At 71.2% G+C, this 20,115-nt stretch carries 19 protein-coding genes; 6 read left to right on the forward strand and 13 right to left on the reverse strand.

What is annotated here, in order from left to right; translation table 11 throughout:
- Positions 1–44 precede the first annotated feature (44 nt).
- Entirely contained in the window at positions 45–869 is an 825-nt protein-coding gene (locus ACFVWD_RS08600; RefSeq protein WP_389594577.1) for a GNAT family N-acetyltransferase, read from the forward strand.
- On the opposite strand, the gene ACFVWD_RS08605 is transcribed toward ACFVWD_RS08600, so the two are convergent.
- Positions 864–1,415, reverse strand: coding sequence for a GNAT family N-acetyltransferase (locus ACFVWD_RS08605; protein WP_389594578.1), 552 nt, complete (start codon positions 1,413–1,415; stop codon positions 864–866). The two genes, ACFVWD_RS08600 and ACFVWD_RS08605, sit on opposite strands and share 6 nt — an antisense overlap.
- A gap of 143 nt (positions 1,416–1,558) precedes the next feature.
- Between ACFVWD_RS08605 and ACFVWD_RS08610 the strand changes: the two genes are divergently transcribed.
- Positions 1,559–2,623 (forward strand): biotin/lipoate A/B protein ligase family protein, encoded by a 1,065-nt coding sequence (locus ACFVWD_RS08610; RefSeq protein ID WP_389594579.1) that lies wholly within the window; start codon positions 1,559–1,561, stop codon positions 2,621–2,623.
- A gap of 84 nt (positions 2,624–2,707) precedes the next feature.
- Here the strand turns inward: ACFVWD_RS08610 and ACFVWD_RS08615 are convergent, their stop codons facing one another.
- From ACFVWD_RS08615 to ACFVWD_RS08625, 3 genes are all read right to left on the reverse strand, one after another.
- Complete coding sequence (locus tag ACFVWD_RS08615) at positions 2,708–3,268, reverse strand: DUF4232 domain-containing protein (protein WP_389594580.1); 561 nt, start codon at positions 3,266–3,268, stop codon at positions 2,708–2,710.
- Between the two features lie 62 nt (positions 3,269–3,330).
- Positions 3,331–3,999 carry a response regulator gene (locus tag ACFVWD_RS08620; RefSeq protein ID WP_384910599.1) on the reverse strand — a complete coding sequence of 223 codons (669 nt, stop codon included), beginning with the start codon at positions 3,997–3,999 and terminating at the stop codon, positions 3,331–3,333.
- Positions 3,996–5,108 carry a sensor histidine kinase gene (locus tag ACFVWD_RS08625; protein ID WP_389594581.1) on the reverse strand — a complete coding sequence of 371 codons (1,113 nt, stop codon included), beginning with the start codon at positions 5,106–5,108 and terminating at the stop codon, positions 3,996–3,998. The genes ACFVWD_RS08620 and ACFVWD_RS08625 overlap by 4 nt, the downstream gene beginning before the upstream one ends.
- Before the next feature lie 216 nt (positions 5,109–5,324).
- Between ACFVWD_RS08625 and ACFVWD_RS08630 the strand changes: the two genes are divergently transcribed.
- The 3 genes from ACFVWD_RS08630 (at position 5,325) to ACFVWD_RS08640 (ending at position 7,944) form a co-directional block, all read left to right on the forward strand.
- On the forward strand, positions 5,325–6,326 hold the full coding sequence (locus tag ACFVWD_RS08630) for a carboxymuconolactone decarboxylase family protein (RefSeq protein WP_389594582.1): 1,002 nt from the start codon (positions 5,325–5,327) through the stop codon (positions 6,324–6,326).
- A complete protein-coding gene (locus ACFVWD_RS08635) occupies positions 6,323–7,156 on the forward strand; it encodes a class I SAM-dependent methyltransferase (protein ID WP_389594583.1) in 834 nt (277 codons plus the stop codon). Before ACFVWD_RS08630 ends, ACFVWD_RS08635 begins: the two co-directional genes overlap by 4 nt.
- A 122-nt stretch (positions 7,157–7,278) precedes the next feature.
- Positions 7,279–7,944 (forward strand): hypothetical protein, encoded by a 666-nt coding sequence (locus ACFVWD_RS08640; protein ID WP_389594584.1) that lies wholly within the window; start codon positions 7,279–7,281, stop codon positions 7,942–7,944.
- 76 nt (positions 7,945–8,020) lie between these two features.
- Here the strand turns inward: ACFVWD_RS08640 and ACFVWD_RS08645 are convergent, their stop codons facing one another.
- The 9 genes from ACFVWD_RS08645 to ACFVWD_RS08685 all read right to left on the reverse strand — a co-directional run bounded on the left by ACFVWD_RS08645 (position 8,021) and on the right by ACFVWD_RS08685 (position 19,295).
- A complete protein-coding gene (locus ACFVWD_RS08645) occupies positions 8,021–9,547 on the reverse strand; it encodes an NCS1 family nucleobase:cation symporter-1 (RefSeq protein WP_389594585.1) in 1,527 nt (508 codons plus the stop codon).
- Between the two features lie 194 nt (positions 9,548–9,741).
- A complete protein-coding gene (locus ACFVWD_RS08650; RefSeq protein WP_389594586.1) occupies positions 9,742–10,761 on the reverse strand; it encodes a TIGR03842 family LLM class F420-dependent oxidoreductase in 1,020 nt (339 codons plus the stop codon).
- Positions 10,762–10,779: 18 nt separating this feature from the next.
- Entirely contained in the window at positions 10,780–12,183 is a 1,404-nt protein-coding gene (gene hydA, locus ACFVWD_RS08655) for a dihydropyrimidinase (RefSeq protein ID WP_389594587.1), read from the reverse strand.
- Between the two features lie 144 nt (positions 12,184–12,327).
- Positions 12,328–13,170, reverse strand: a complete 843-nt coding sequence (locus ACFVWD_RS08660; RefSeq protein WP_168512928.1) for a nitrilase-related carbon-nitrogen hydrolase — start codon at positions 13,168–13,170, stop codon at positions 12,328–12,330.
- A gap of 145 nt (positions 13,171–13,315) precedes the next feature.
- The gene (locus ACFVWD_RS08665; protein WP_389594588.1) at positions 13,316–14,878 is read right to left on the reverse strand and encodes a PucR family transcriptional regulator; all 1,563 of its coding nucleotides are present in this window, start codon (positions 14,876–14,878) and stop codon (positions 13,316–13,318) included.
- A 25-nt stretch (positions 14,879–14,903) separates the two neighbouring features.
- Positions 14,904–16,187: an aspartate aminotransferase family protein gene (locus tag ACFVWD_RS08670; RefSeq protein WP_389594589.1), complete on the reverse strand. Its 1,284-nt coding sequence runs from the start codon at positions 16,185–16,187 to the stop codon at positions 14,904–14,906.
- Positions 16,184–17,026 (reverse strand): nitrilase-related carbon-nitrogen hydrolase, encoded by an 843-nt coding sequence (locus tag ACFVWD_RS08675; RefSeq protein WP_389594590.1) that lies wholly within the window; start codon positions 17,024–17,026, stop codon positions 16,184–16,186. Before ACFVWD_RS08675 ends, ACFVWD_RS08670 begins: the two co-directional genes overlap by 4 nt.
- 308 nt (positions 17,027–17,334) lie before the next feature.
- Complete coding sequence (locus tag ACFVWD_RS08680) at positions 17,335–18,966, reverse strand: hypothetical protein (protein ID WP_389594591.1); 1,632 nt, start codon at positions 18,964–18,966, stop codon at positions 17,335–17,337.
- A 56-nt stretch (positions 18,967–19,022) separates the two neighbouring features.
- Positions 19,023–19,295, reverse strand: a complete 273-nt coding sequence (locus tag ACFVWD_RS08685; protein ID WP_067362435.1) for a helix-turn-helix domain-containing protein — start codon at positions 19,293–19,295, stop codon at positions 19,023–19,025.
- A 32-nt stretch (positions 19,296–19,327) separates the two neighbouring features.
- Between ACFVWD_RS08685 and map the strand changes: the two genes are divergently transcribed.
- A complete protein-coding gene (map, locus tag ACFVWD_RS08690) occupies positions 19,328–20,095 on the forward strand; it encodes a type I methionyl aminopeptidase (protein WP_389594592.1) in 768 nt (255 codons plus the stop codon).
- The last annotated feature ends 20 nt before the right edge of the window (positions 20,096–20,115 follow it).

Raw genomic sequence — 20,115 nt, forward strand, 5'->3', positions numbered from 1 at the left:
CCACCACACACCGGGGTCGCCCCCACCCGGTGAAAGGCAACCCCGTGATCCAGCTCCTCCCCCACCAAATTCCCGCCCTCTCCCGGTGGTTCCCCGCCGCGGCGCCCGGCCCGGCCGCCCTCGCCGAGCACGCCCTGGCCACCGGGACCGGGCAATGGTGGGCCGACCGGGCGGTACACCCACGCACCGTCGCCGTACGCTGTGCCGGTCACGCCCTGCTGCGCGGTGACCCGGATGCCCTCGGCGCCGGCGACCTCACGCCGCTGGCCGACTGCTGCATCGACGCACCCGACCGCTTTCTCCCCGCCCTCGCCACCACCTTCGGCCAGGTCACCCCGTGGGAGCGCATGGTGTACGTACAGCGCACGCCGCCGTCCTCGACACCCCGTCTCCCGTGGGGCGTGACAGTGCGGCGGCTGACACCCGAGCACGCCCCCGCCCTCGCCGAACTCGGCACCGACATGGCGTGGATCCACAGCACATGGGGCGGACCGACCGCTCTCGCGGCCTCCGGTCTCGGCTGGGCCGCCCTCCACAAAGGCCGCATCCTCACCGTCGCCTGTGCCTACCTGCTGAGCAGCACATACGAGGACATCGCCTGCGTCACGGTCCCCGAGCACCGGCGCGAACACCTCGCCATCGCCTGCGTCACCGCCCTGTGCACGGACATCGCCGCCCGCGGCCACACCGCGAGCTGGTCCTGCTCCCGCGACAATCGCCCCAGCCGCCTGCTCGCCTGGACCGCCGGTTTCCGACTGGAGCGCGAGTACGTTCACTACGTGGCCAAAAGCCCCACGCGGCACGACCATCTCACCGCACAGCCTCCAGCCGGCCATCTCCTCCGGTGCGATCGGCATCCCGAGTCATGACCCACCTCCGAGGACCCTGAGGACGGGGATCCGGTACAGCACACACTGGCGAAGTGGCCCTTCGGGCACGCTCGGATCCTCGAAGTCGTCCGCCGGGTCCCGGGTCATGCCGATCCGGCGCATCACCGCCTGGGAACGAAGGTTGTTGACGGTCGTCGACGCAACGACCTCCGACAGCCCCAGGGTCTCGAAGCCGAAGGCCAGGCAGGCCAGGGCGGCCTCGGTGGCGTATCCGTGACCCCACGCCGAGCGCGTCAACCGCCATCCGACATCCACCCCCGCGAACGGCATGTCCTCGCCCACCTCGTCCAAGCCGACGCGGCCGACGAACTCACCGGTCTCCCGTGCTTCGAGCGCCCACCATCCAAAGCCTCGCTCGTCGAACTGGGCCCGCATGAGGGCCACCACGGCATCGCTCTGCTCCCGCGTCAGCAGTTCCCCCAGGTGTTCTCGGACTTCGGGATCGGCGTTCATCGCCGCCCACGGTCCGAGGTCGGACTCCCGCCACCGACGGAGCAGGAGACGATCGGTACGCAGTTCTGGCATGCCGTCCAGCCAACGCCATCACGATCAGGGTGTCGATCGGTTATGTCGAACATGTCCAACCCCGCGGAGCTGGGCCCGCGCCGACCGGAATCAATCACCGCAGGTGGACGTTGCCGCTCCTGGGACGGAACGGAGGCGCATCGGTGCACGGTGAGTACAAGATTCCCGGCGGCAAGCTCGTCGTGGTGGATCTGGACGTCGAGGACGGAGTGCTGTGCCACACGCGCGTGGCGGGCGATTTCTTCCTCGAACCGGACGAGGCGCTGGACGCCGTGAACCACGCGCTGAACGGCGCCCCGGCGGACACCGACGCGACGGGCCTCGCGGCTCGCGTCGACGCCGCGCTCCCCGAGGGCACCGTCATGTACGGGCTGACCTCTGAGGGCATCGGAATCGCGGTGCGCCGGGCGCTCGCGCACGCCACCGACTGGACGGACTACGACTGGCAGCTGATCCACGAGGGCCCGCAGTCCCCGGCGCTGCACATGGCCCTGGACGAGGTCCTGACCGCCGAGGTCGCCGCGGGCAGCCGCCCGCCCACCCTGCGTGTGTGGGAGTGGGGCGCCCCGTCGGTGATCATCGGCAGTTTCCAGTCCCTGCGCAACGAGGTCGACCCGGAGGGCGCCGCGCGGCACGGCATCGAGGTGGTGCGCCGGATCTCCGGGGGCGGCGCGATGTTCGTGGAGCCCGGCAACACCATCACCTACTCGCTCTCCGTGCCGGAGGCGCTCGTCCAGGGACTGTCGTTCCAGGACAGCTACGCGTATCTGGACGACTGGGTGCTCGGCGCGCTCGGCGACATGGGGATCAAGGCCTGGTACCAGCCGTTGAACGACATCGCCACGGAGCAGGGGAAGATCGCGGGCGCCGCCCAGAAGCGGATGGTCGGGCCGGGCGGCGGACCCGGCGCAGTGCTGCACCACGTGACCATGTCGTACGACATCGACGCCGACAAGATGGTCGAGGTGTTGCGCATCGGCCGCGAGAAGCTCTCCGACAAGGGCACCAGGAGCGCGAAGAAGCGGGTGGATCCGCTGCGCCGGCAGACCGGGCTCGCGCGCGAGGCGGTCATCGGGCGGATGATCGACTCGTTCCGCGGCCGGTACGGGCTGACGGACGGCAAGGTGACCGCGGAGGAACTGAACCGTGCCGAGGAGTTGGCCCGGACGAAGTTCGGGTCCGAGGAGTGGACGGCGAGGGTGCCGTAGCCGGACGGGCGCTCCCAGGAGCGGCCGGTCGGGTCTTCAAGGACAGCCGGTCGGGGTCTTTCAGGAACAGTCGGCCCGGTTCTCTCAGGACACGGACACCCACGCCGTCGTCCCGAGCGTGTTCTGCGGACCGATGTCGAGGGGCTCCGCGGGCCGTACGTTCAGGGCCTCGCGCCCCTGCTGCGGGACGACCCGGAGGTACGTGCCGTCCTCGGCGGCCATCCGCCAGTACAGGCCCGCCCGCGCGCTCGCGCCCGGGGCGAGCGTGAGCGGCGCCGCACCGGGATCCTGCGGCGCCATGAACACCTCGTCCGTCCCCTCGACGGTCCGCACGCCCGTGAGCGGGGCGCCCTTCTCGTCGAGGACGCGGATGGCCGGGTAGCCCTTCACCTCGTACGGCCGCTCGGAGCAGTTGGTGAGGGTGAGGGTCATGGCCCTCAATCCCATGGCCCCGTCGACGGGGCCGGTGCCGAGACGTACCCCGGACGGCGGGCAGCCGTGCGCCTGTTGGACCGTGACGGCGGGCGAGCGGGCCGCCTTGGGCTTGTGGGCGGGTTCGGTGAACAGACCGCAGCCGCTCAAGGCGAGCGTCAGCGCACCGGCGAGGGCGGCGGCGCGTAACGGTCCCAGGTCTGTCGCGATCACCGAGCGATCATCCCACGCCACCCCTGCGCTCCCTGCCGCCTGGACCACCTCCGACGCACCCCTCAGTTCGCACTCCCCCGCGCCGTCACCAAGCCCGACTCGTAGGCGAACACGACCAGTTGGGCCCGGTCGCGGGCGCCCAGCTTCGTCATCGCCCGGCTGATGTGGGTCTTGGCGGTGAACGGGCTGATGACCATGTGCGCGGCGATCTCCTCGTTGGTCAGACCGCGCGCGGCGAGTGCCGTGACCTCGCGTTCGCGGCGCGTGAGGCACTCCAGGCCGGGCGCGGTGGCCCGGTCCGGGGGCCGGGCGACGAACTCGCCGATCAGCGTGCGGGTCACGGACGGGGACAGCAGCGCCTCTCCCCGTGCGACGACCTCGATGGCCTGGAGCAGGTCGGCGGGCTCGGTGTCCTTGAGCAGAAAGCCGCTGGCCCCGGCCCGCAGCGCTTCGAAGACGTACTCGTCCAGGCCGTAGTTGGTGAGCATGACGACGCGTACGGCGGACAGCTCCGGGTCGGCGGCGATACGGCGGGTGGCCTCGATGCCCGACATCACCGGCATCTGTACGTCAACGAGGGCGATGTCCGGCAAGGACGCGCGCACCAGCGCGAGGCCCTGCTCGCCGTCGGCGGCCTCGCCCACGACCTCGATGCCGTCCTCGGCGTCGAGCAGGGCGCGGAAACCGGCGCGCATCAGCGCCTGGTCGTCGACGAGCGCGACCCTGATCACGGCACCTCCTCCGGTATGCCCAGCGGCAGTTCGGCGCGCACCGAGAAGCCGCCCTCGGTGCGCGGTGCGGCGTGCAGGGTGCCGCCGAGGGCCATGACGCGTTCGCGCATGCCGGTGAGGCCGATGCCCGGGGTGGGCGGACGGGACGGGTCGGCGCCGCCGTCGTCGTCGACGGATATCGTCAGGTCGTCCACGCTGTAGTCGAGTTGGACGGCCACCTTGGCGGGGCCCGCGTGGCGCGCGGCGTTCGTCAGGGCCTCCTGGACGATGCGGTACGCGGCACGGTCCACGGTCGCCGTGAGCGGACGCTCCTCGCCGCTCACCGTCAGCTCCACGGCGAGGCCGGCCGCGCGGGCCCGCTCCACGAGCAGCGCGGGGGTGCCGGTCGGCTCATCGGTGCGCAACACCTCCAGAGTGGCACGCAGTTCGCGCATCGCCTCGCCGCCCGCCTCCTGGATGGCGAGCAGCGCGGGCGAGACCTCCTCACCGCGTTTGCGGGCGAGATGGACCGCGACGCCCGCCTGGAGCTTGACGATCGAGATGCTGTGCGTGAGCGAGTCGTGCAACTCGCGGGCGATCCGCAGCCGTTCCTCGCCCGCGCGGCGCAGGGCCGCCTCCTCGCGCGTGCGTTCCGCCTCCATCGCGCGCTGTTCCGTCTGGCGCAGATACGCCTGCCAGTTGCGGTCCGCGAGGCCTGTCACCAGGGCGCACAGGAACCAGCCGGCGAGCAAGAGAGAGCGCTCGGCGCTTCCGCGCGCCGTGAGGTCCGTCGTCACGAATGCCGCCAGGAACAGGGCGCTCGCGAGCGCCGCCACCCCTCGGTGACCCGCTCGGGCCGCCGTGTGGACGGCGCCGAGGACGGGGAGGGCTGCGAGGGTGCCCGGGTGGGCGTGCAGGACGTACGCCGTCGAGGTGACCGTACTGACCGCGAGTACCCTGCGCGGGGCGCGGCGGTAGGCCGCGAGGGCGAGGGAGCCCACGGTGATCAGCGCGTAGTCGGCGGGAGTCGCGCCGTCGCCCACCGCGGCCGCGGTCATGACGAGGGCACCGACCACGACCCCGAGGGCCGCGTCGGCCAGGTGCCTGCGGGTGACCTGGTCCAGCGCCATGTTCCGCACGATAGACGGCCGCTCGGACAGTGGCGTCAGACCTGTGGAGGGGGCCCGGCGTACTCCGCCTGGAGTAGATCACGGCGCGCGCGGGCCGGGTGGGCGTAGACCGGACTGTCTTCCGGTGGACGACGACCGTGGACGGATCCCCGGAGGAGGGTGGCAACGGCGGCCGAGCCGGCGGCCCCGCGCACTTTCCCTACAAGGAGGCGCCCCATGCCAAGTCCCTTCCGTTACACCACCCCGTCTCCGCCCAAGTCGGCCACGGGCCGTGTGGCGGGCGTCTACGCCCAGCTCGCCGACGACTTCGGCATCGAGCGCGCGGTGACCTTCGTCGTGCTCTCGCCCGCTCCCGATCTCATGGCCTCCGCCTGGGCGTTGATGCGCGAGTCGCTGATCGCGGGCGCGGGCAGCCGGACGGGGAAGGAACTCGCGGCGCTCGGGGTGTCCGTGGCCAATCGGTGCCCGTTCTGCGTCGACGCGCACACGATGCTGCTGCACGCGACCGGGGACCACCGGCTCGCGGAGACGGTGGCGCGCGGGGGGACCCCTGCCGACGAGGAGCACGCGCGCGTGCTGGCGTGGGGCGGGGCGACCCGGATCCCGGGGGCGGCGGAGTTGGCGCCGTATCCCTTCCCCGTCGCACACGCCCCCGCGTACATCGGCACGGCGCTGTCCTTCCACTTCATCAACCGCGTGGTGTCGGCGCTGCTCACCGAGAGTCTGCTGCCCGGCAACGCGCAACGGTTCCGGGCGGTGCGGAGTCTGGCCGGGCGGTCCGTCGCCCGGACGGTGCGGCGGCGACCCGCGCCGGGTGCGGGCCTGGAACTCCTCGACGACCCCGGGCCCGGGCCGGACTGGGCGCGCGGGACCACCGTCGGCCCTGCCTACGCCGCGCTGCGGGCCGCCGCCACCGAGGGGGAGGGCCTTCTCGACGAGGCCGACCGGATCCTCGTACGGGAGACGCTCCGGGACTGGGACGGCTCGCACCCGCCACTCGCGTGGGACGGACTCCCCGACCGTTCGCGGCCCGGGGCGCGGCTCGCGCTGCTGGCCGCGCTGGCCCCGTACCGGATCACGGACGAGGACGTGACGGCCTGGCGTAAACCCGTCCATACCGACCACTGTTTGGTGCATCTGGTGGCGTACGGCGCGTTCGCCGCCGTCGACCGGATCGAGAGCACGCTTCCCGCCCGCACGGCCGAGGAGACCTCATGACACAGATCGCCAACTTTGCTCAGGCGCGGGCCTGGAACGGCACTCTCGGCAACCACTGGGCGAGCCACCACGAGCGCTATGACACGCTCGTGTCGGGTCTGAACACCGCGCTCTTCGACGCGGCGGCGATCGCTTCGGGCGACCGCGTCCTGGACGTCGGCTGCGGGGCCGGTGCGACGACCCGGATCGCGGGCCGGCTGGCGGCGCACGGGCACGCCGTCGGGGTCGACATCTCGGCACCTCTGCTCGACCGGGCCCGGGCGACGACCGCCGCGGAGGGGGTCACCAACGTCGCGTACGAGTTCGCCGACGCCCAGATCCACCCCTTCCCGGCCGCCGGATACGACGTCCTGATCAGCCGGGGCGGGGTGATGTTCTTCTCGGACCACGCGGCGGCGTTCCGGAACCTGTCGCGCTCGCTGCGGCCGGGAGGGCGGCTCGCGTTCGTCTGTCCGCAGCACGCCGGTCCCGAGGCGGAGGAGTCACGCGCCCTGAGCCTTTTCGGAGAACTCCTGGACGAACCGGACGCCGCAACGGTCGCCGTCCAGGCCGCCATGGCCTCCCTGTCCGACCCGGCGCGCATCCGCGAGGTTCTGCACGGGTGGGACGACGTGACGGTGACTCCGGTCGCGACGGAGACGACATGGGGGCGCGACGCCGCGGACGCCGTCCGCTTCATCCTCTCCCGCGCGCCCGGCCGGACGGTCGACGCCGACACGCGCGCGGCCCTGCAGGACACCTTGCGCCCTTATGAGACGGATCGCGGTGTTCGACTCCGGGCGGCGGTGTGGCTGGTGAAGGCGAAGTGGCGCACGGACGGTCCCCAATGAGGCACAGTCACCACACAGCCACGGAGTGAGTTGGCACTTCCGCCCCACAGGGAGTCATGTGAGACTGGCGTTCCGTCCGCAGTGTGGACTCCCTCCGCACCGTCCCCCACGAGAAGTGCGCCGTGCATTCTCTTCCTCTGCCACTCGCCCTCACCGCGCGCCTGCTGCCGGTCGCGGTCCTCGCCTGCACGGGCTGGGCCATGTCGTCCGGCACGTCGACGACGACTCCGGCCGCCACCGACCACAAGTCGCCCCAGGCGACACAGTCCCCGTCGGGCCCCGCGGCGACGGCGGTCGCGAAGACGTACACCGCGGCCCCCGCGCCCTGCACCGGCGTGACGGAGAAGACGGTCAAGGCCCTAGTCCCGGGCGCCAAGACGGCCGGCCAGGAGATTCCGTCGACCGACAGGACGGTGCGCCGCACCTGTTCCTGGAACGCGCTCAAGGGCTTCGACTACCACTGGCTGGACGTCTCGTACGAGATCAAGGATTCGGACGAAGCGGCACAGAAGTCCTATACGGGGCGCGTCGCGGACAAGAGCGGCGGAGGTGCGGTTCCCGGCCTCGGTGACTCGGCCTACTCCGTCGTGAATCTCACCACCACGGACAAGCAGCAGACCCGTGAGGGGGTGGTGATCGTCCGCGCGTCCAACGCGCTGGTGGTCGTCACGTACAACGGCAGCAACTTCGAGACGCAGAAGGCGCCCAGTACGGACGAGATCAACAAGGGGGCCATCAAGGCCGCCAAGGACGTGGTGGCGACGCTGGAGAACGGCCAGAAGGGCTGACCGTTCTCCAACCGCGTCGCTGATCCGACAGCTGTTCTCCATCAGCCGTTCTCCGACGGCCGCCTTCCCTCACGTGTCAGACGGCGGTCTTCTCCTTGCCCCGCAGCAGCATCAGGGCCAGGTACAGCACCATCGACGTACCGAGTCCGACCGCCCAGCCGTAGTCGGCCAGGGACTTCAGCGCCGGGATGGGCCGCCCGTCGATCAGCGGATGGAAGTCGGCGCCGCCGACGGCCAGGACGCCTCCGGTGACGAAGGCGACGACGGCCCGCCAGTTCCAGCCGCCGTCGTACCAGTAGCGGCCGCCCGTGCGGTACAGGTCGGCGAGGTCGAGCTTGGTGCGGCGCAGGATCCAGTAGTCGGCGATGAGGATGCCGGCGACGGTGCCGAGCAGACCGCCGACGAGGCCGAGCCAGGTGAAGATGTAGCCCTGTGGGTCGGAGTACAGCTTCCAGGGGAAGATCAGCACGCCGAGGACACAGGTGGCGAGTGCGCCGGCGCGGAAGTTGATCTTGCGCGGTGCGAGGTTGGAGAAGTCGAAGGCCGGCGAGACCAGGTTGGCCGCGATATTCACAGACAGGGTCGCGACCAGCACGGTGACCAGCGCGTAGAGGAGGCCGAAGACGTTGTCGGTCTTGGCGGCCAGCTGGACCGGGTCCCAGATGGCCTGGCCGTACACGGCCTGCGAGCCCGAGGTGACCATGACCGACAGGAAGGCGAAGAGCGTCATCGTGGTCGGCAGACCGAGCGCCTGGCCCCAGGTCTGCGCCTTCTGGCTCTTGCCGTACCGGGTGAAGTCGGGGATGTTCAGCGACAGCGTGGACCAGAAGCCGATCATGCCCATGAGCGAGGGCCAGAACAGCTTCCAGAAGTCGCCGCCCCAGCCGAGCTTCGAGGGCTGGTCGAGCAGCGGGCCGAAGCCGCCCGCCTTGCTGCTCATCCACCACAGCATCGCACCGGCGCCGACGAGCACGAAGGGCGCCGCCCAGTTCTCGAAGCGGCGGATCGTCTCCATGCCCCGGTAGATGATGGCGACCTGGAGCACCCAGAAGATCGCGAACGACAGCCACATGGTCCAGGCGTAGCCGCCGACCTTCGAGGCGTTGGCCCAGCTGTCGCCGAAGAGCTTCCCGGCGAGGAAGTAGATCGCCTCGCCGCCGATCCAGGTCTGGATGCCGAACCAGCCGCAGGCCACCAACGCCCGGACGACAGCGGGCAGGTTGGCGCCGCGGACACCGAAGGAGGCGCGGGCGAAGACGGGGAAGGGTATGCCGTACTTCGGCCCGGCATGCCCGGTGAGCAGCATCGGGACCAGCACGATCAGGTTGGCCAGCGCGATGGTGAACACGGCCTGCTTCCAGTCCATGCCGACGGCTATCAGGCCGGAAGCCAGGGTCCAGGAAGCGGTGTTGTGGGCCATGCCGACCCAGAGCGCCGAGAAGTTGTACGTGGTCCAGGTGCGCTTCTCGACCGGGACCGGCAGCAGGTCCTCGTTGGCGTAGGGGCCGCTGGGCGCGGGCGTGTCGGGCGCGATCTCCACCCGGCCGTCGGTGAGCGTGACTTGAGCGACGGGCGGGCCCTCGCTGGGGACGGTCTCGGTCATGGGCAGGCCAATCAAATGAGGAGTGACGGGAGAGGCCGTGCGGGTGACGCCGTGGGGGGTTGTGCGGGTGCGGTGGTGCGGTGATCCCCTTCCCCGGACGGAGGGAAGGGGACGTATGGGGAGGGGGAGCGGTGGCCAGGGTATGGCCGGTGGTGCGGTGGGCGGCCGGAGGCCGGCCGCCCGGAGCGGAGCTGTCAGCCGTTGACGGCCGGGATGACCTTCGCCCCGTACGCGTCGATCACGGCCTCCTGCGCGTCGTGCATGTCGTACACCGCGAACTGGTCCACGCCCAGCGCGCGCAGCGCGTTCAGCTTCTCGATGTGCCGCTCGGCCGTGCCGATCAGGCAGAACCGGTCGACGATCTCGTCCGGCACGAACTTGGTGTCGGGGTTGTCGCTTCGCCCGTGGTGGGAGTAGTCGTAGCCCTCGCGCGCCTTGATGTAGTCGGTGAGTTCCTCGGGCACGGCGGCGGAGTGCTCGCCGTACTTGGAGACCAGGTCGGCCACGTGGTTGCCGACCATGCCGCCGAACCAGCGGCACTGCTCACGCGCGTGGGCGAGGGCCTCCGGCGAGTCGTCCTCGGTGATGTACGCGGGCGCGGCCACGCAGATCTTCACCTCGGAGGGGTCGCGCCCCGCCTCGACGGCCGCGTCCTTCACGGCCTTGACCATGTACTCGGTGAGATAGAGGTCGGCGAGCTGGAGGATGAACCCGTCGGCCTCCTCGCCGGTCATCTTCAGGGCCTTGGGACCGTACGCGGCCATCCAGACCGGGAGTTCGGCACCGGGCTTGACCCAGGGGAACTTGACGACGGTGCCGCCGAGGTCGGCCTCCTCACCCCGGCCGAGGGCACGGATGACCTTCATCGCGCCGCTGATCCGGGCGAGCGTGTTGGGTTTGCGGCCGGCGACACGCATCGCCGAGTCGCCGCGCCCGATGCCGCACACCGTGCGGTTGCCGTACATGTCGTTGAGCGTCGCGAAGGTGGAGGCGGTGACCTCCCAGGTGCGGGTGCCCGGGTTGGTGACCATCGGCCCGACCGTCAACTTCTGGGTGTTCGCAAGGATCTGACTGTAGATCACAAAGGGTTCCTGCCACAGCACGGCCGAATCGAAGGTCCAGCCGTACGTGAAGCCGTTGCCCTCGGCGCGTTTCATCAGGTCGATGACGCGGGAGGCCGGGGGGTCGGTCTGCAGGACGAGTCCGAAGTCCATGGCGCCACTCCTAGTCGCTCAGAGAAGGTACTGACAGGTGGAGCGGGGGGTGTAGACGCCGTGACCGGCGCGTCCGGTGAACTCCCGCTCGGTGATGACCGGTTCGCCGCGCGAGAGCACGGTCTCGACCTGCCCGGTGACGCGCTTGCCCTCGTACGCCGAGTAGTCGACGTTCATGTGGTGGGTCTCGACCGACATGACCTGCTCGGCGCGCGGGTCGTAGATGACGATGTCGGCGTCGGCGCCCGGCGCGATGGTGCCCTTCTTCGGGTACAGGCCGAACATCCGGGCCGGGGTGGCGCAGGCGATCTCGATCCAGCGGCGGCGCGAGATGTGCCCGTCGACGACGGCCTGGTGGAGCAGGTCCATGCGGTTCTCGACGCCCGGAAGGCCGTTGGGGATCTTCGAGAAGTCGCCCCGGCCGAGCTCCTTCTGGCCCACGAAGCAGAAGGGGCAGTGGTCCGTCGACACGACCTGGAGGTCGTTGGTGCGCAGGCCCCGCCACAGGGCGGCCTGATGCTCCTTGGGCCGAAGGGGCGTGCTGCACACGTACTTCGAGCCCTCGAAGTCCGGTTCCGCGAGGTTGTCGGTCGACAGGAACAGGTACTGCGGGCAGGTCTCGCCGAAGACGTTCAGGCCCTCGTCACGCGCTCGGGCGATCTCGGTGACCGCCTCCTGCGCCGAGACGTGCACGACGTACAGCGGAGCGCCCGCGACCTGGGCGAGCTTGATGGCGCGGTGGGTGGCCTCGGCCTCCAGGAGCGCCTTGCGGACTTCCCCGTGGTAGCGCGGGTCGGTCTCGCCGCGCGCCAGTGCCTGTTCCACGAGGACGTCGATCGCGATGCCGTTCTCCGCGTGCATCATGATCAGGCCGCCGTTCTCGGCGGAGCGCTGCATGGCGCGCAGGATCTGGCCGTCGTCGCTGTAGAAGACGCCGGGGTAGGCCATGAACTGCTTGAAGGAGGTGACGCCCTCCTCGACCAGCAGGTCCATCTCCTTGAGCGTCTCCTGGTTGACGTCGGAGACGATCATGTGGAAGGCGTAGTCGATGGCGCAGTTGCCGTCGGCCTTGGCGTTCCAGGCGTCGAGGCCCTCGCGCAGCGAGTGGCCGACGCTCTGCACCGCGAAGTCGACGATGGTGGTGGTGCCGCCCCAGGCCGCGGCCCGGGTGCCCGTCTCGAAGGTGTCCGAGGCGAAGGTGCCGCCGAAGGGCAGCTCCATGTGGGTGTGGGCGTCGACGCCGCCCGGGATGACGTACTTGCCGGTGGCGTCGATGGTCTTCTCGGCCGTCCACGACTCGGCCGCCGGGGTGCCGGTCGCGGCGAGGGCGACGACCCGGCCGTCCTCGATCAGGACGTCGGCGTGGATCTCGTCGGACGCGGTGATGACGAGGCCATTACGGATGACGGTACGGCTGCTCATGCTCCCTCTCTCTCCTGCCGTGCGCTGAAAACTGCGGGTCACTCGTAGCTGGTCGCGCCCAAGCGGCAAAGCCGCCCGATGCCACGGCCCCGCGCCCCTTTCGGGGGGCGCGGGAAACCCGGCGGACTCCAGGGCCCCGCCGGGCTACGGCGCGGTCAGCGGCTCGTACGCGTCGGGACGGCGGTCCCGGTAGAACTGCCAGCGGTCGCGCACCTCGCGCAGCTTGGCCATGTCGAGGTCGCGGACGACCAGTTCGGTCTCCTTGTCGCTGGCCACCTCCCCGACGAACTGGGCCTCCGGGTCGACGAAGTACGACGTTCCGTAGAAGTCGTTGTCGCCCAGCTCCTCCACGCCCACGCGGTTGATGGCGCCCACGAAGTACTCGTTGGCGACGGCCGCCGCCGGCTGCTCCAGCTGCCAGATGTAGGAGGACAGTCCGCGCGAGGTGGCCGACGGGTTGAACACGATCTCGGCGCCCGCGAGGCCCAGCGCACGCCAGCCCTCCGGGAAGTGCCGGTCGTAGCAGATGTAGACGCCGATCCTGCCGACGGCGGTGTCGAAGACCGGCCAGCCGGCGTTGCCGGGACGGAAGTAGAACTTCTCCCAGAAGCCCTCGACCTGCGGGATGTGGTGCTTGCGGTACTTGCCGAGGTACGAGCCGTCCGCGTCGATCACGGCGGCCGTGTTGTAGAGGACGCCGGGCTGCTCCTCCTCGTACATCGGCAGGACGAGGACGATGCCCAGTTCCTTGGCCAGCGCCTGGAAGCGCCGGACGATCGGGCCTTCGGGGATCTGCTCGGCGTACTCGTAGAACGCCTTGTCCTGGACCTGGCAGAAGTAGGGCCCGTAGAAGAGCTCCTGGAAGCACATCACCTGCGCGCCCTGTGCGGCCGCGTCGCGGGCCGCCTGCTCGTGGACCTGGATCATCGACTCCTTGTCGCCGGTCCAGGCAGTCTGGAAGACGGCGGCGCGGATCACTCTGCTCATCGGGACCTCCGGTCGCTCGGTGTGCGAGGAGCCTAGGAAGCCCTGAGGGATGGTTTGAGTTGCACCGTGTCACGTCTGAGACGCTGTGCCGTTCCACGGTGTCACCCCCGCGTTGTCCCATGTTTCACCTGAGCCGTCCCGTGTTTCACCGTTGTTGCGCGTCGTGTGCGAGCAGTGCGATGTGTACGGAGGCGGCCTGCTCGAAGTCGTCGAGGTCGACGCCGAGCCGGGCCTCGATGGCCTCCAGCCGGCGGTAGAGCGCGGGCCTGCTGACGTGGTGGAGCTGCGCGGTGCGGGACTTGTTGCGACCGGTCGCGAGGTAGGTCCGCAGCACGGGCAGCAGCTCCGACTCGGCATCGGCCCCGCACAGCAGCCCGTCCAACTCCCGCTCGGCGAAGGACTGGACGTTCGGGTCGTCGCGCAACAGCCGTATGAGGCCCCGCAGATGGACGTCACGCAGTCGTACGAGCACCGGCTGGTCCTGGTCGGCGGGTGCGTCGGCGGCGGCCTCGGCGACGTGCAGGGCCTCGCGCAGGCCGCCGGGGACGTCGTCCCAGGCGGTACGGGGCGCGGCCGCCGCCACGGTCGTACGGATGCCGGTCTCATGGCGCAGTCGCAGCGCGAAGTGGGCGGCCAGCGCCTCCGCGTCCAGATCGCGGGCGAGGCTGAGCAGCACGGCGGTGGCCCCGTCGGCGAGCTCGGCGACCAGTCCGGGCAGCCCCAGCAGACGTAGCACGCGATCGAGTTGGCTCGGTTCGCCGTCCCGCACCACCAGCGGCACGAAGGCCCGCCGGTTGACGGGCAGCCCGGCCGCCCTGGCCCTCGGAAGCAGCTGCCGCGCGGGTACGACCCCGCTCACCAGGTCCGTCAGCAGGCTCTGCGCGGACTCCTCCTCCCAGGTGTGCACGGAGCCACCCAGCATCCGGTGCAGGACCAGGGCCTCGGCGGCACGGTCGGCGAGCAGCCGCCCGGTGGCGGCATCGCCCCGGTAGCCGCACAGCACGATGCGGCCCCATCTCTCGCCGCGCCCGCCCAGCTCGGCGCGGATCCAGCCGTCGCCCTCGCTGCCGCCTGCCTGCCGGGCGATGCGCTCCCAGTCCCGCAGCACGTCGTCAACCGCGGACCGCTCCCCCGCCGTGGCGAGGACGCGGTGGGCGAGGTTGGTGACGACGACCGGGCACGCGGCGTGCACGGCGATCTCGTCGAGCATCCGTTGCAGGGGCGCGCCCGTGGTGATGAGCCCGGTGAGCGCGGTCCGTACCGCCTCCGAGAGGCTCACGGCCGCGAACTTGCTGCGGACGAGCCGGGACTGGACCTCCTCCGTCAGCTCGGCGAACGGGAAGGGCCGGTGGAGCACCACCATGGGCAGTCCGCAGCGCTCGGCGGCCCGGCGCATCACGTCCGGCGGGGTCGGGAAGGCCCGGCCGAGTCCGAGGACGACGGCCGCGGCCTCCGCGCGGTGCAGCGAACGGATGTACTCGGCCTGCGCGTCCGGGTCGCCCGCGAGCAGCACCCCGGTGGTGAGCACCATTTCCCCGCCGCTGAGCATCACGCCCACGTCGGCGGCCTCGGCGACGTGCACCCAGCGCACTGACCGGTCGAGGTGGCCCGCGCCGGCCACCACCTCGGGCTCTCCGGCGAGCACCCGGTCCAGGGCGAGGACCTGGCGTACCGACAGGGCGGGTTCCAAGGCGGTGGCGGTGGTCATGGCACGTTCCCTTGCTCAGTACTTCTTACTGGATACACCTCAGCGCGTGCTCGAGAATCGCCGCGCCCTCCTCCGCCTCCGCGACGGTGAGGGAGAGCGGCGGTGCGATGCGCAGCACGCTGGTGTTGTGACCGCCGCCCTTGCCGATCAACAGGCCGTCCTGGCGGGCCGCTTCGAGCACGGCCGCGGCACCTTCGGGGTACGCCTCGTCGGTACCGGGCTTGACCAGCTCGACGCCGATCATCAGCCCGCGCCCGCGCACCTCCCGTACGTGGTCGAGCGGCACGGAGATCGCCCGCAGCCGCTCGCCGAGCAGACCGCCGACGCGCCGGGCGTTGCCCTGAAGGTCGTGTTCGAGGAGGTACGTGAGGTTCGCCAGGCCCGCCGCCATCGTGATCGGCGAGCCGCCGAAGGTCGAGATGGAGTTGGAGTCGAGGCAGTTCATGATCTCGGCGCGCGCGACGACGCCGCCGATGGACATGCCGTTGCCGATGCCCTTGGCGAAGGTGAGCATGTCCGGCGGGCCCGCTGCGGCGTGCGCCTGCCAGCCCCAGAAGTGCTCGCCGGTGCGGCCCCAGCCGGTCTGCACCTCGTCGGCGATCCAGAGGATGCCGTGCTGGTCCAGGACCTCGCGGAAGGCCGCGTACAGGCCGTCGGGCGGCGCGGTGAAGCCGCCGACGCCCTGGATGGGTTCGGCGATGAGGGCGGCGGGCGGGCGGACGTGGCCGAGCAGGTCCTTCAGGTCGTCGACGCAGGCCGCGATGAACTCGGCGTCGTCGAGATCGGCGTACGGGCCGCGGGTGCGGACGCCGCCGTGGACGTAGAGCGTCTGGAGCGGCGAGAGGGAGGTCGGCGACCAGCCCTTGTTGCCGGTGATGCCGACCGCGCTGAAGGAGCGGCCGTGGTAGCTGTTGCGCATCGCCAGGATCTGGTTGCTCTGCCGGTGGGCGGTGGCGAGCAGCAGGGCCGTGTCGTTGGCCTCGGTGCCGGAGGTGGTGAAGAAGACGCGGGCGTCGGGGATGCCGGACAGCTGGGCGATCCGCTCGGCGAGTTCGACCATCGGCCGGTTGAGGTAGAGCGTGGAGGTGTGGATGATCCGCCCGGCCTGCTCGCTGACGGCCTTCGTCACCTCGGGCAGGGCGTGCGCGGTCATCGTCGTCAGGATGCCGCCGAAGAAGTCGAGGTACTTGTTGCCCTGGGCGTCCCAGACGTGGCGGCCCTCGCCGTGGGTGATCTCGATCGGGTCCTCGTAGTAGAGGGCCAGCCAGTCGGGCAGGACGGCCTTGTGGCGTGCGTACAGGTCGCTCACGGCTGCACCAGCCCCTCGTAGGCGTCGGGCCGCCGGTCGCGGTAGAACGCCCACTGCTGGCGGACCTCCTCGATCAGGTCGAAGTCGAGGTCGCGGACGATCAGCTCCTCGGTCTTGTCACTGGCCGTCTCCCCCACGAACTGTCCGCGCGGGTCGACGAAGTACGAGGTCCCGTAGAAGTCGTTGTCGCCGTATTCCTCCTGCCCGACCCGGTTGATCGCGGCGATGAAGTACTCGTTGGCGACGGCCGCGGCGGGCTGCTCCAGCTGCCAGAGGTAGGCGGAGAGGCCGCGGGAGGTCGCGGAGGGGTTGTAGACGAGCTGGGCGCCGTTCAGGCCGAGCTGCCGCCAGCCCTCCGGGAAGTGGCGGTCGTAGCAGATGTACACGCCGATCCTGCCGACCGCGGTGTCGAAGACCGGCCAGCCCAGGTTGCCCGGTTTGAAGTAGTACTTCTCCCAGAAGCCCTTCACCTGCGGGATGTGGTGCTTGCGGTACTTGCCGAGGTACGAGCCGTCCGCGTCGATCACGGCCGCGGTGTTGAAGTAGAAGCCGGACTGCTCGACCTCGAACACGGGCACGACGATGACCATGCCGGTCTCGCGTGCGAGCTCCTGCATACGAATGACGGTGGGCCCGTCGGGCACCGGCTCCGCCCAGCCGTAGTGCTCGGGCTCCTGGACCTGGCAGAAGTAGGGGGCGTTGAAGACTTCCTGGAATCCGATCACCTTGGCGCCCTGCCGGGCCGCCTCGCGGGCGTGCTCCTCGTGCTTGGCGACCATGGATGCGGTGTCGCCGGTCCAGGTCGCCTGGACCAGAGCGGCGCGTACGACGTTGGCCATGAGCTGCTCCTTCGACGGGACGTCAGAGAGCCTCTACGCCCGTAGACAAAGGCGGTAGAGGCTCGAAAGTAAGCCCAGCGGACAGCCTTGCCAAGACCATCGCCGTTAACCCGCTGAGTCGATCACGTTTCGCACCCCTGTGGGTGAGCGGTCGATCCGGTCCGCGGCGGCTCGGCTCGACGGGCTCAGGAATGCCTTCCCGGATCGCTCGGGCGGCGAAACCGGCCACGCTCTCGGGCCGTGCGGCCGGCCACGCTCTCGGGCCGTGCGGCCGGCCACGCTCTCGGGCCGTGCGGCCGGCCACGTTCTCAGGCCGTGAAGCCGGCCACCCTCAGCGCGTGCACCAGGTCCCAGTGGCGCTCCTCCGAGACGCCCTTGGCGGCCGCCAGCAGCAGCGGCACGAGACGTCCCGGGTCCGCCTCCGCGCTGCGGGCCGCCTCCTCCGGGGTGCGGACGCGGACGTAGGCGTCGAGCAGCGCCCGGATCTCGCGCTGCCGCCCCTGGTCGGCCAGGCTCAGCACGGCGGTCCCGATCTCGGGAGCGGGGCGGGCGACGCCCTGGCGCAGCATCTGCCTGCCGTCGGCGCTGCGGCCCGCCGCGGCGAGCGCGTCCGCGGCGCCGACCAGCCGGTCCGCGGGGAGCGAGGCGGCCTCCCACAGCAGGGTGGCCCAGTCCGCGTCGAGGCCGGCCCGGTGCAGTTCGGCGGCGAGCAGCGGGAAGCGGGCGGCGGGCCAGTGGGCGACCTCCACGAGCAGGGCGTGCGCCTCGCCGCTGCGGCCCTCGCGGCGCAGCCGGGTCAGGGTCTGGACGGTCTCGGCGGTGGCCCGCCGCGCGTCCTCGTCCGGCGCCTCGGTCCGCGCCGGCGCCGGCGCCTCGGCGGCACCCGCGAAACGGGCTCCACGGGGGGTACGGCCGCTCGGCGCGGCCGGGGCGGACACGGGCGGCACCGCGGTCTGCGGGGCGGCCACAGGGGCAGCCTCGGCCTCCATCATCCCGGCGAAGCGGGCGCTGCCGCGGGGGCGCCGCTTGGAGCGCTGTTTGGGGAGGGGGGCGGCACTCGGGGTGGGGGCGGAACCCGGGCTCGGGGTGGTACCCGGGCTGGGGGTGGTACGGGCACTGGTGCCGGGAGTACCGGAACCGGCACTGGTACCGGCCTGGTCGTACGGGCCGGTACGGGCTGCCGCCGAATCGCTACGGGCCGAACGGGCGGCCGCCGGATCGTACGGCCCGGAACCGGGGGTCGCCGGGTCGCGCGGCGCCACGGGAGCCGGGGCGGGGGCGGAGTGGTCGGTCGCCGCCGGGTCCGCGAAGCGCGGGCCGGACCGCTCCGGGATCGCCGGGCGGCGCTGGGCCGTCGGCTCCCCCACCCGGACGACATCCCCGCCCGCGCCCCCCGAAAAGTCGAACGCGCCCGATACGTGGGTACGCAGGGCGCGGCGGTCCAGGTTCTCCATCCGGTGGCGGAGTTCGACGCATCGGGCGGTGGCCCGTTCGTGGTCGTCGTGGGCCCAGGCGAGGTCGAGCCGGACGGTGTCGGCCTCCTCCTGGGTGGTGGCCGCGTGGAACTCCCGGCTCAGTTCGGCCTGGCGCTCCGCGGCGTAGCGCTGTTCGCGGAGCATGACGTCGAGACGGTCGCCGAGGGCGTCCCGGCCGCCGGGCCGGCCGTCGTAGGAGGCGAGGGAGGCGCCGTGCAGGGAACGGGCGCGCTGGGCCTCCTGGGCCGCGACCTGGGGACCCTGCTCCGCGGCGAGGTCCTGAAGGAGCGCCTCCACGACATCCCACGGAGGCACTTCCCAGCCGTCCAGGCAGGCCCGCATGCCGTCGGGGTCGCGCTGCCAGAACACTGCGCACCAGCCGACGTCCTGATCGAGCCGTTTCATCAGCCCGCTCAGGTAACTCGCGAACTCCCGTACTTGACCCGGGAGTTGTTCTACAGCCATCACACGACTCCCCGCCCGACTGGAGTACTCCGGTCCGGTAGGAAACACCCTTCGTGTTACGGGACGGCTACGGGGAGTTTTCGGACTGGGCGCAGAGTCCTGTGATCAATGTCGTCCATGGACAGTCCGAGCGCCCGCGCCAGCGCCGCCACGGTGAAGAAGGCGGGGGTGGGGGCCCGTCCGGTCTCGATCTTGCGCAGGGTCTCGGCCGAGATCCCGGCGGTCGCCGCGACCTCCACCATGCTGCGGCCACCGCGGGCCTCGCGCAGCAACTGCCCGAGCCGCTCGCCGCGTTCGCGCTCTTCGGGGGTCAGGGGGTTACGCACCATGGCCCCATTCTAATACCGGTATAGTAATTGGCATGGTGGAACTCAAGACGGACACGTCGATCGACGAGATGTACGAGGCGGGGCAGGTCGTGGGCCGGGCGCTCACGGCGGTGCGCGAGGCGGCGGGCGTGGGGGTCTCGTTGCTGGAGCTGGACGAGGTCGCCCACCAGGTACTGCGTGAGGCGGGCGCCGGCTCCCCCTTCCTCGGCTACCGGCCCTCGTTCGCGCCCACCCCCTTCCCGGCGGTCATCTGCGCCTCGGTGAACGACGCGATCGTGCACGGCATCCCGACCGGCTACCGGTTGCGGGACGGCGACCTGGTCTCCATCGACTTCGGGGCCGAACTGGACGGCTGGGTCGGCGACTCGGCGATCAGCTTCATCGTGGGCGAGCCGCGCGTGGCCGACGTGCGGCTCGTGGAGACCGCCGAGCGGGCCCTCGCGGCGGGCATCGAGGCAGCCGTCGTCGGCAACCGGATCGGGGACATCGCGCACGCCATCGGCACGGTGTGCCGCGCGGCGGGGTACGGCATCCCGGACGGCTTCGGAGGCCACGGCGTGGGCCACCGTATGCACGAGGACCCGCCCGTCCCGAACGAGGGCCGCCCGGGCCGCGGCCTCCCCCTCCGCCACGGCATGGTCCTCGCGATCGAGCCCATGCTCATCGGCGGCGGCACCGACGGCTTCCACGCGGCCCCCGACGGCTGGACGCTGCGCACCGACGACGGCTCCCGCGCGGCCCACACGGAACACACGGTAGCCATCACCCACGCGGGCCCACGCATCCTGACGGCTCGCTGATCCCCACCGGTGCGCTGACG

It is taken from the genome of Streptomyces sp. NPDC058086, from assembly GCF_042885015.1.
In the GTDB taxonomy this organism is placed as follows: Bacteria; Actinomycetota; Actinomycetes; order Streptomycetales; family Streptomycetaceae; genus Streptomyces.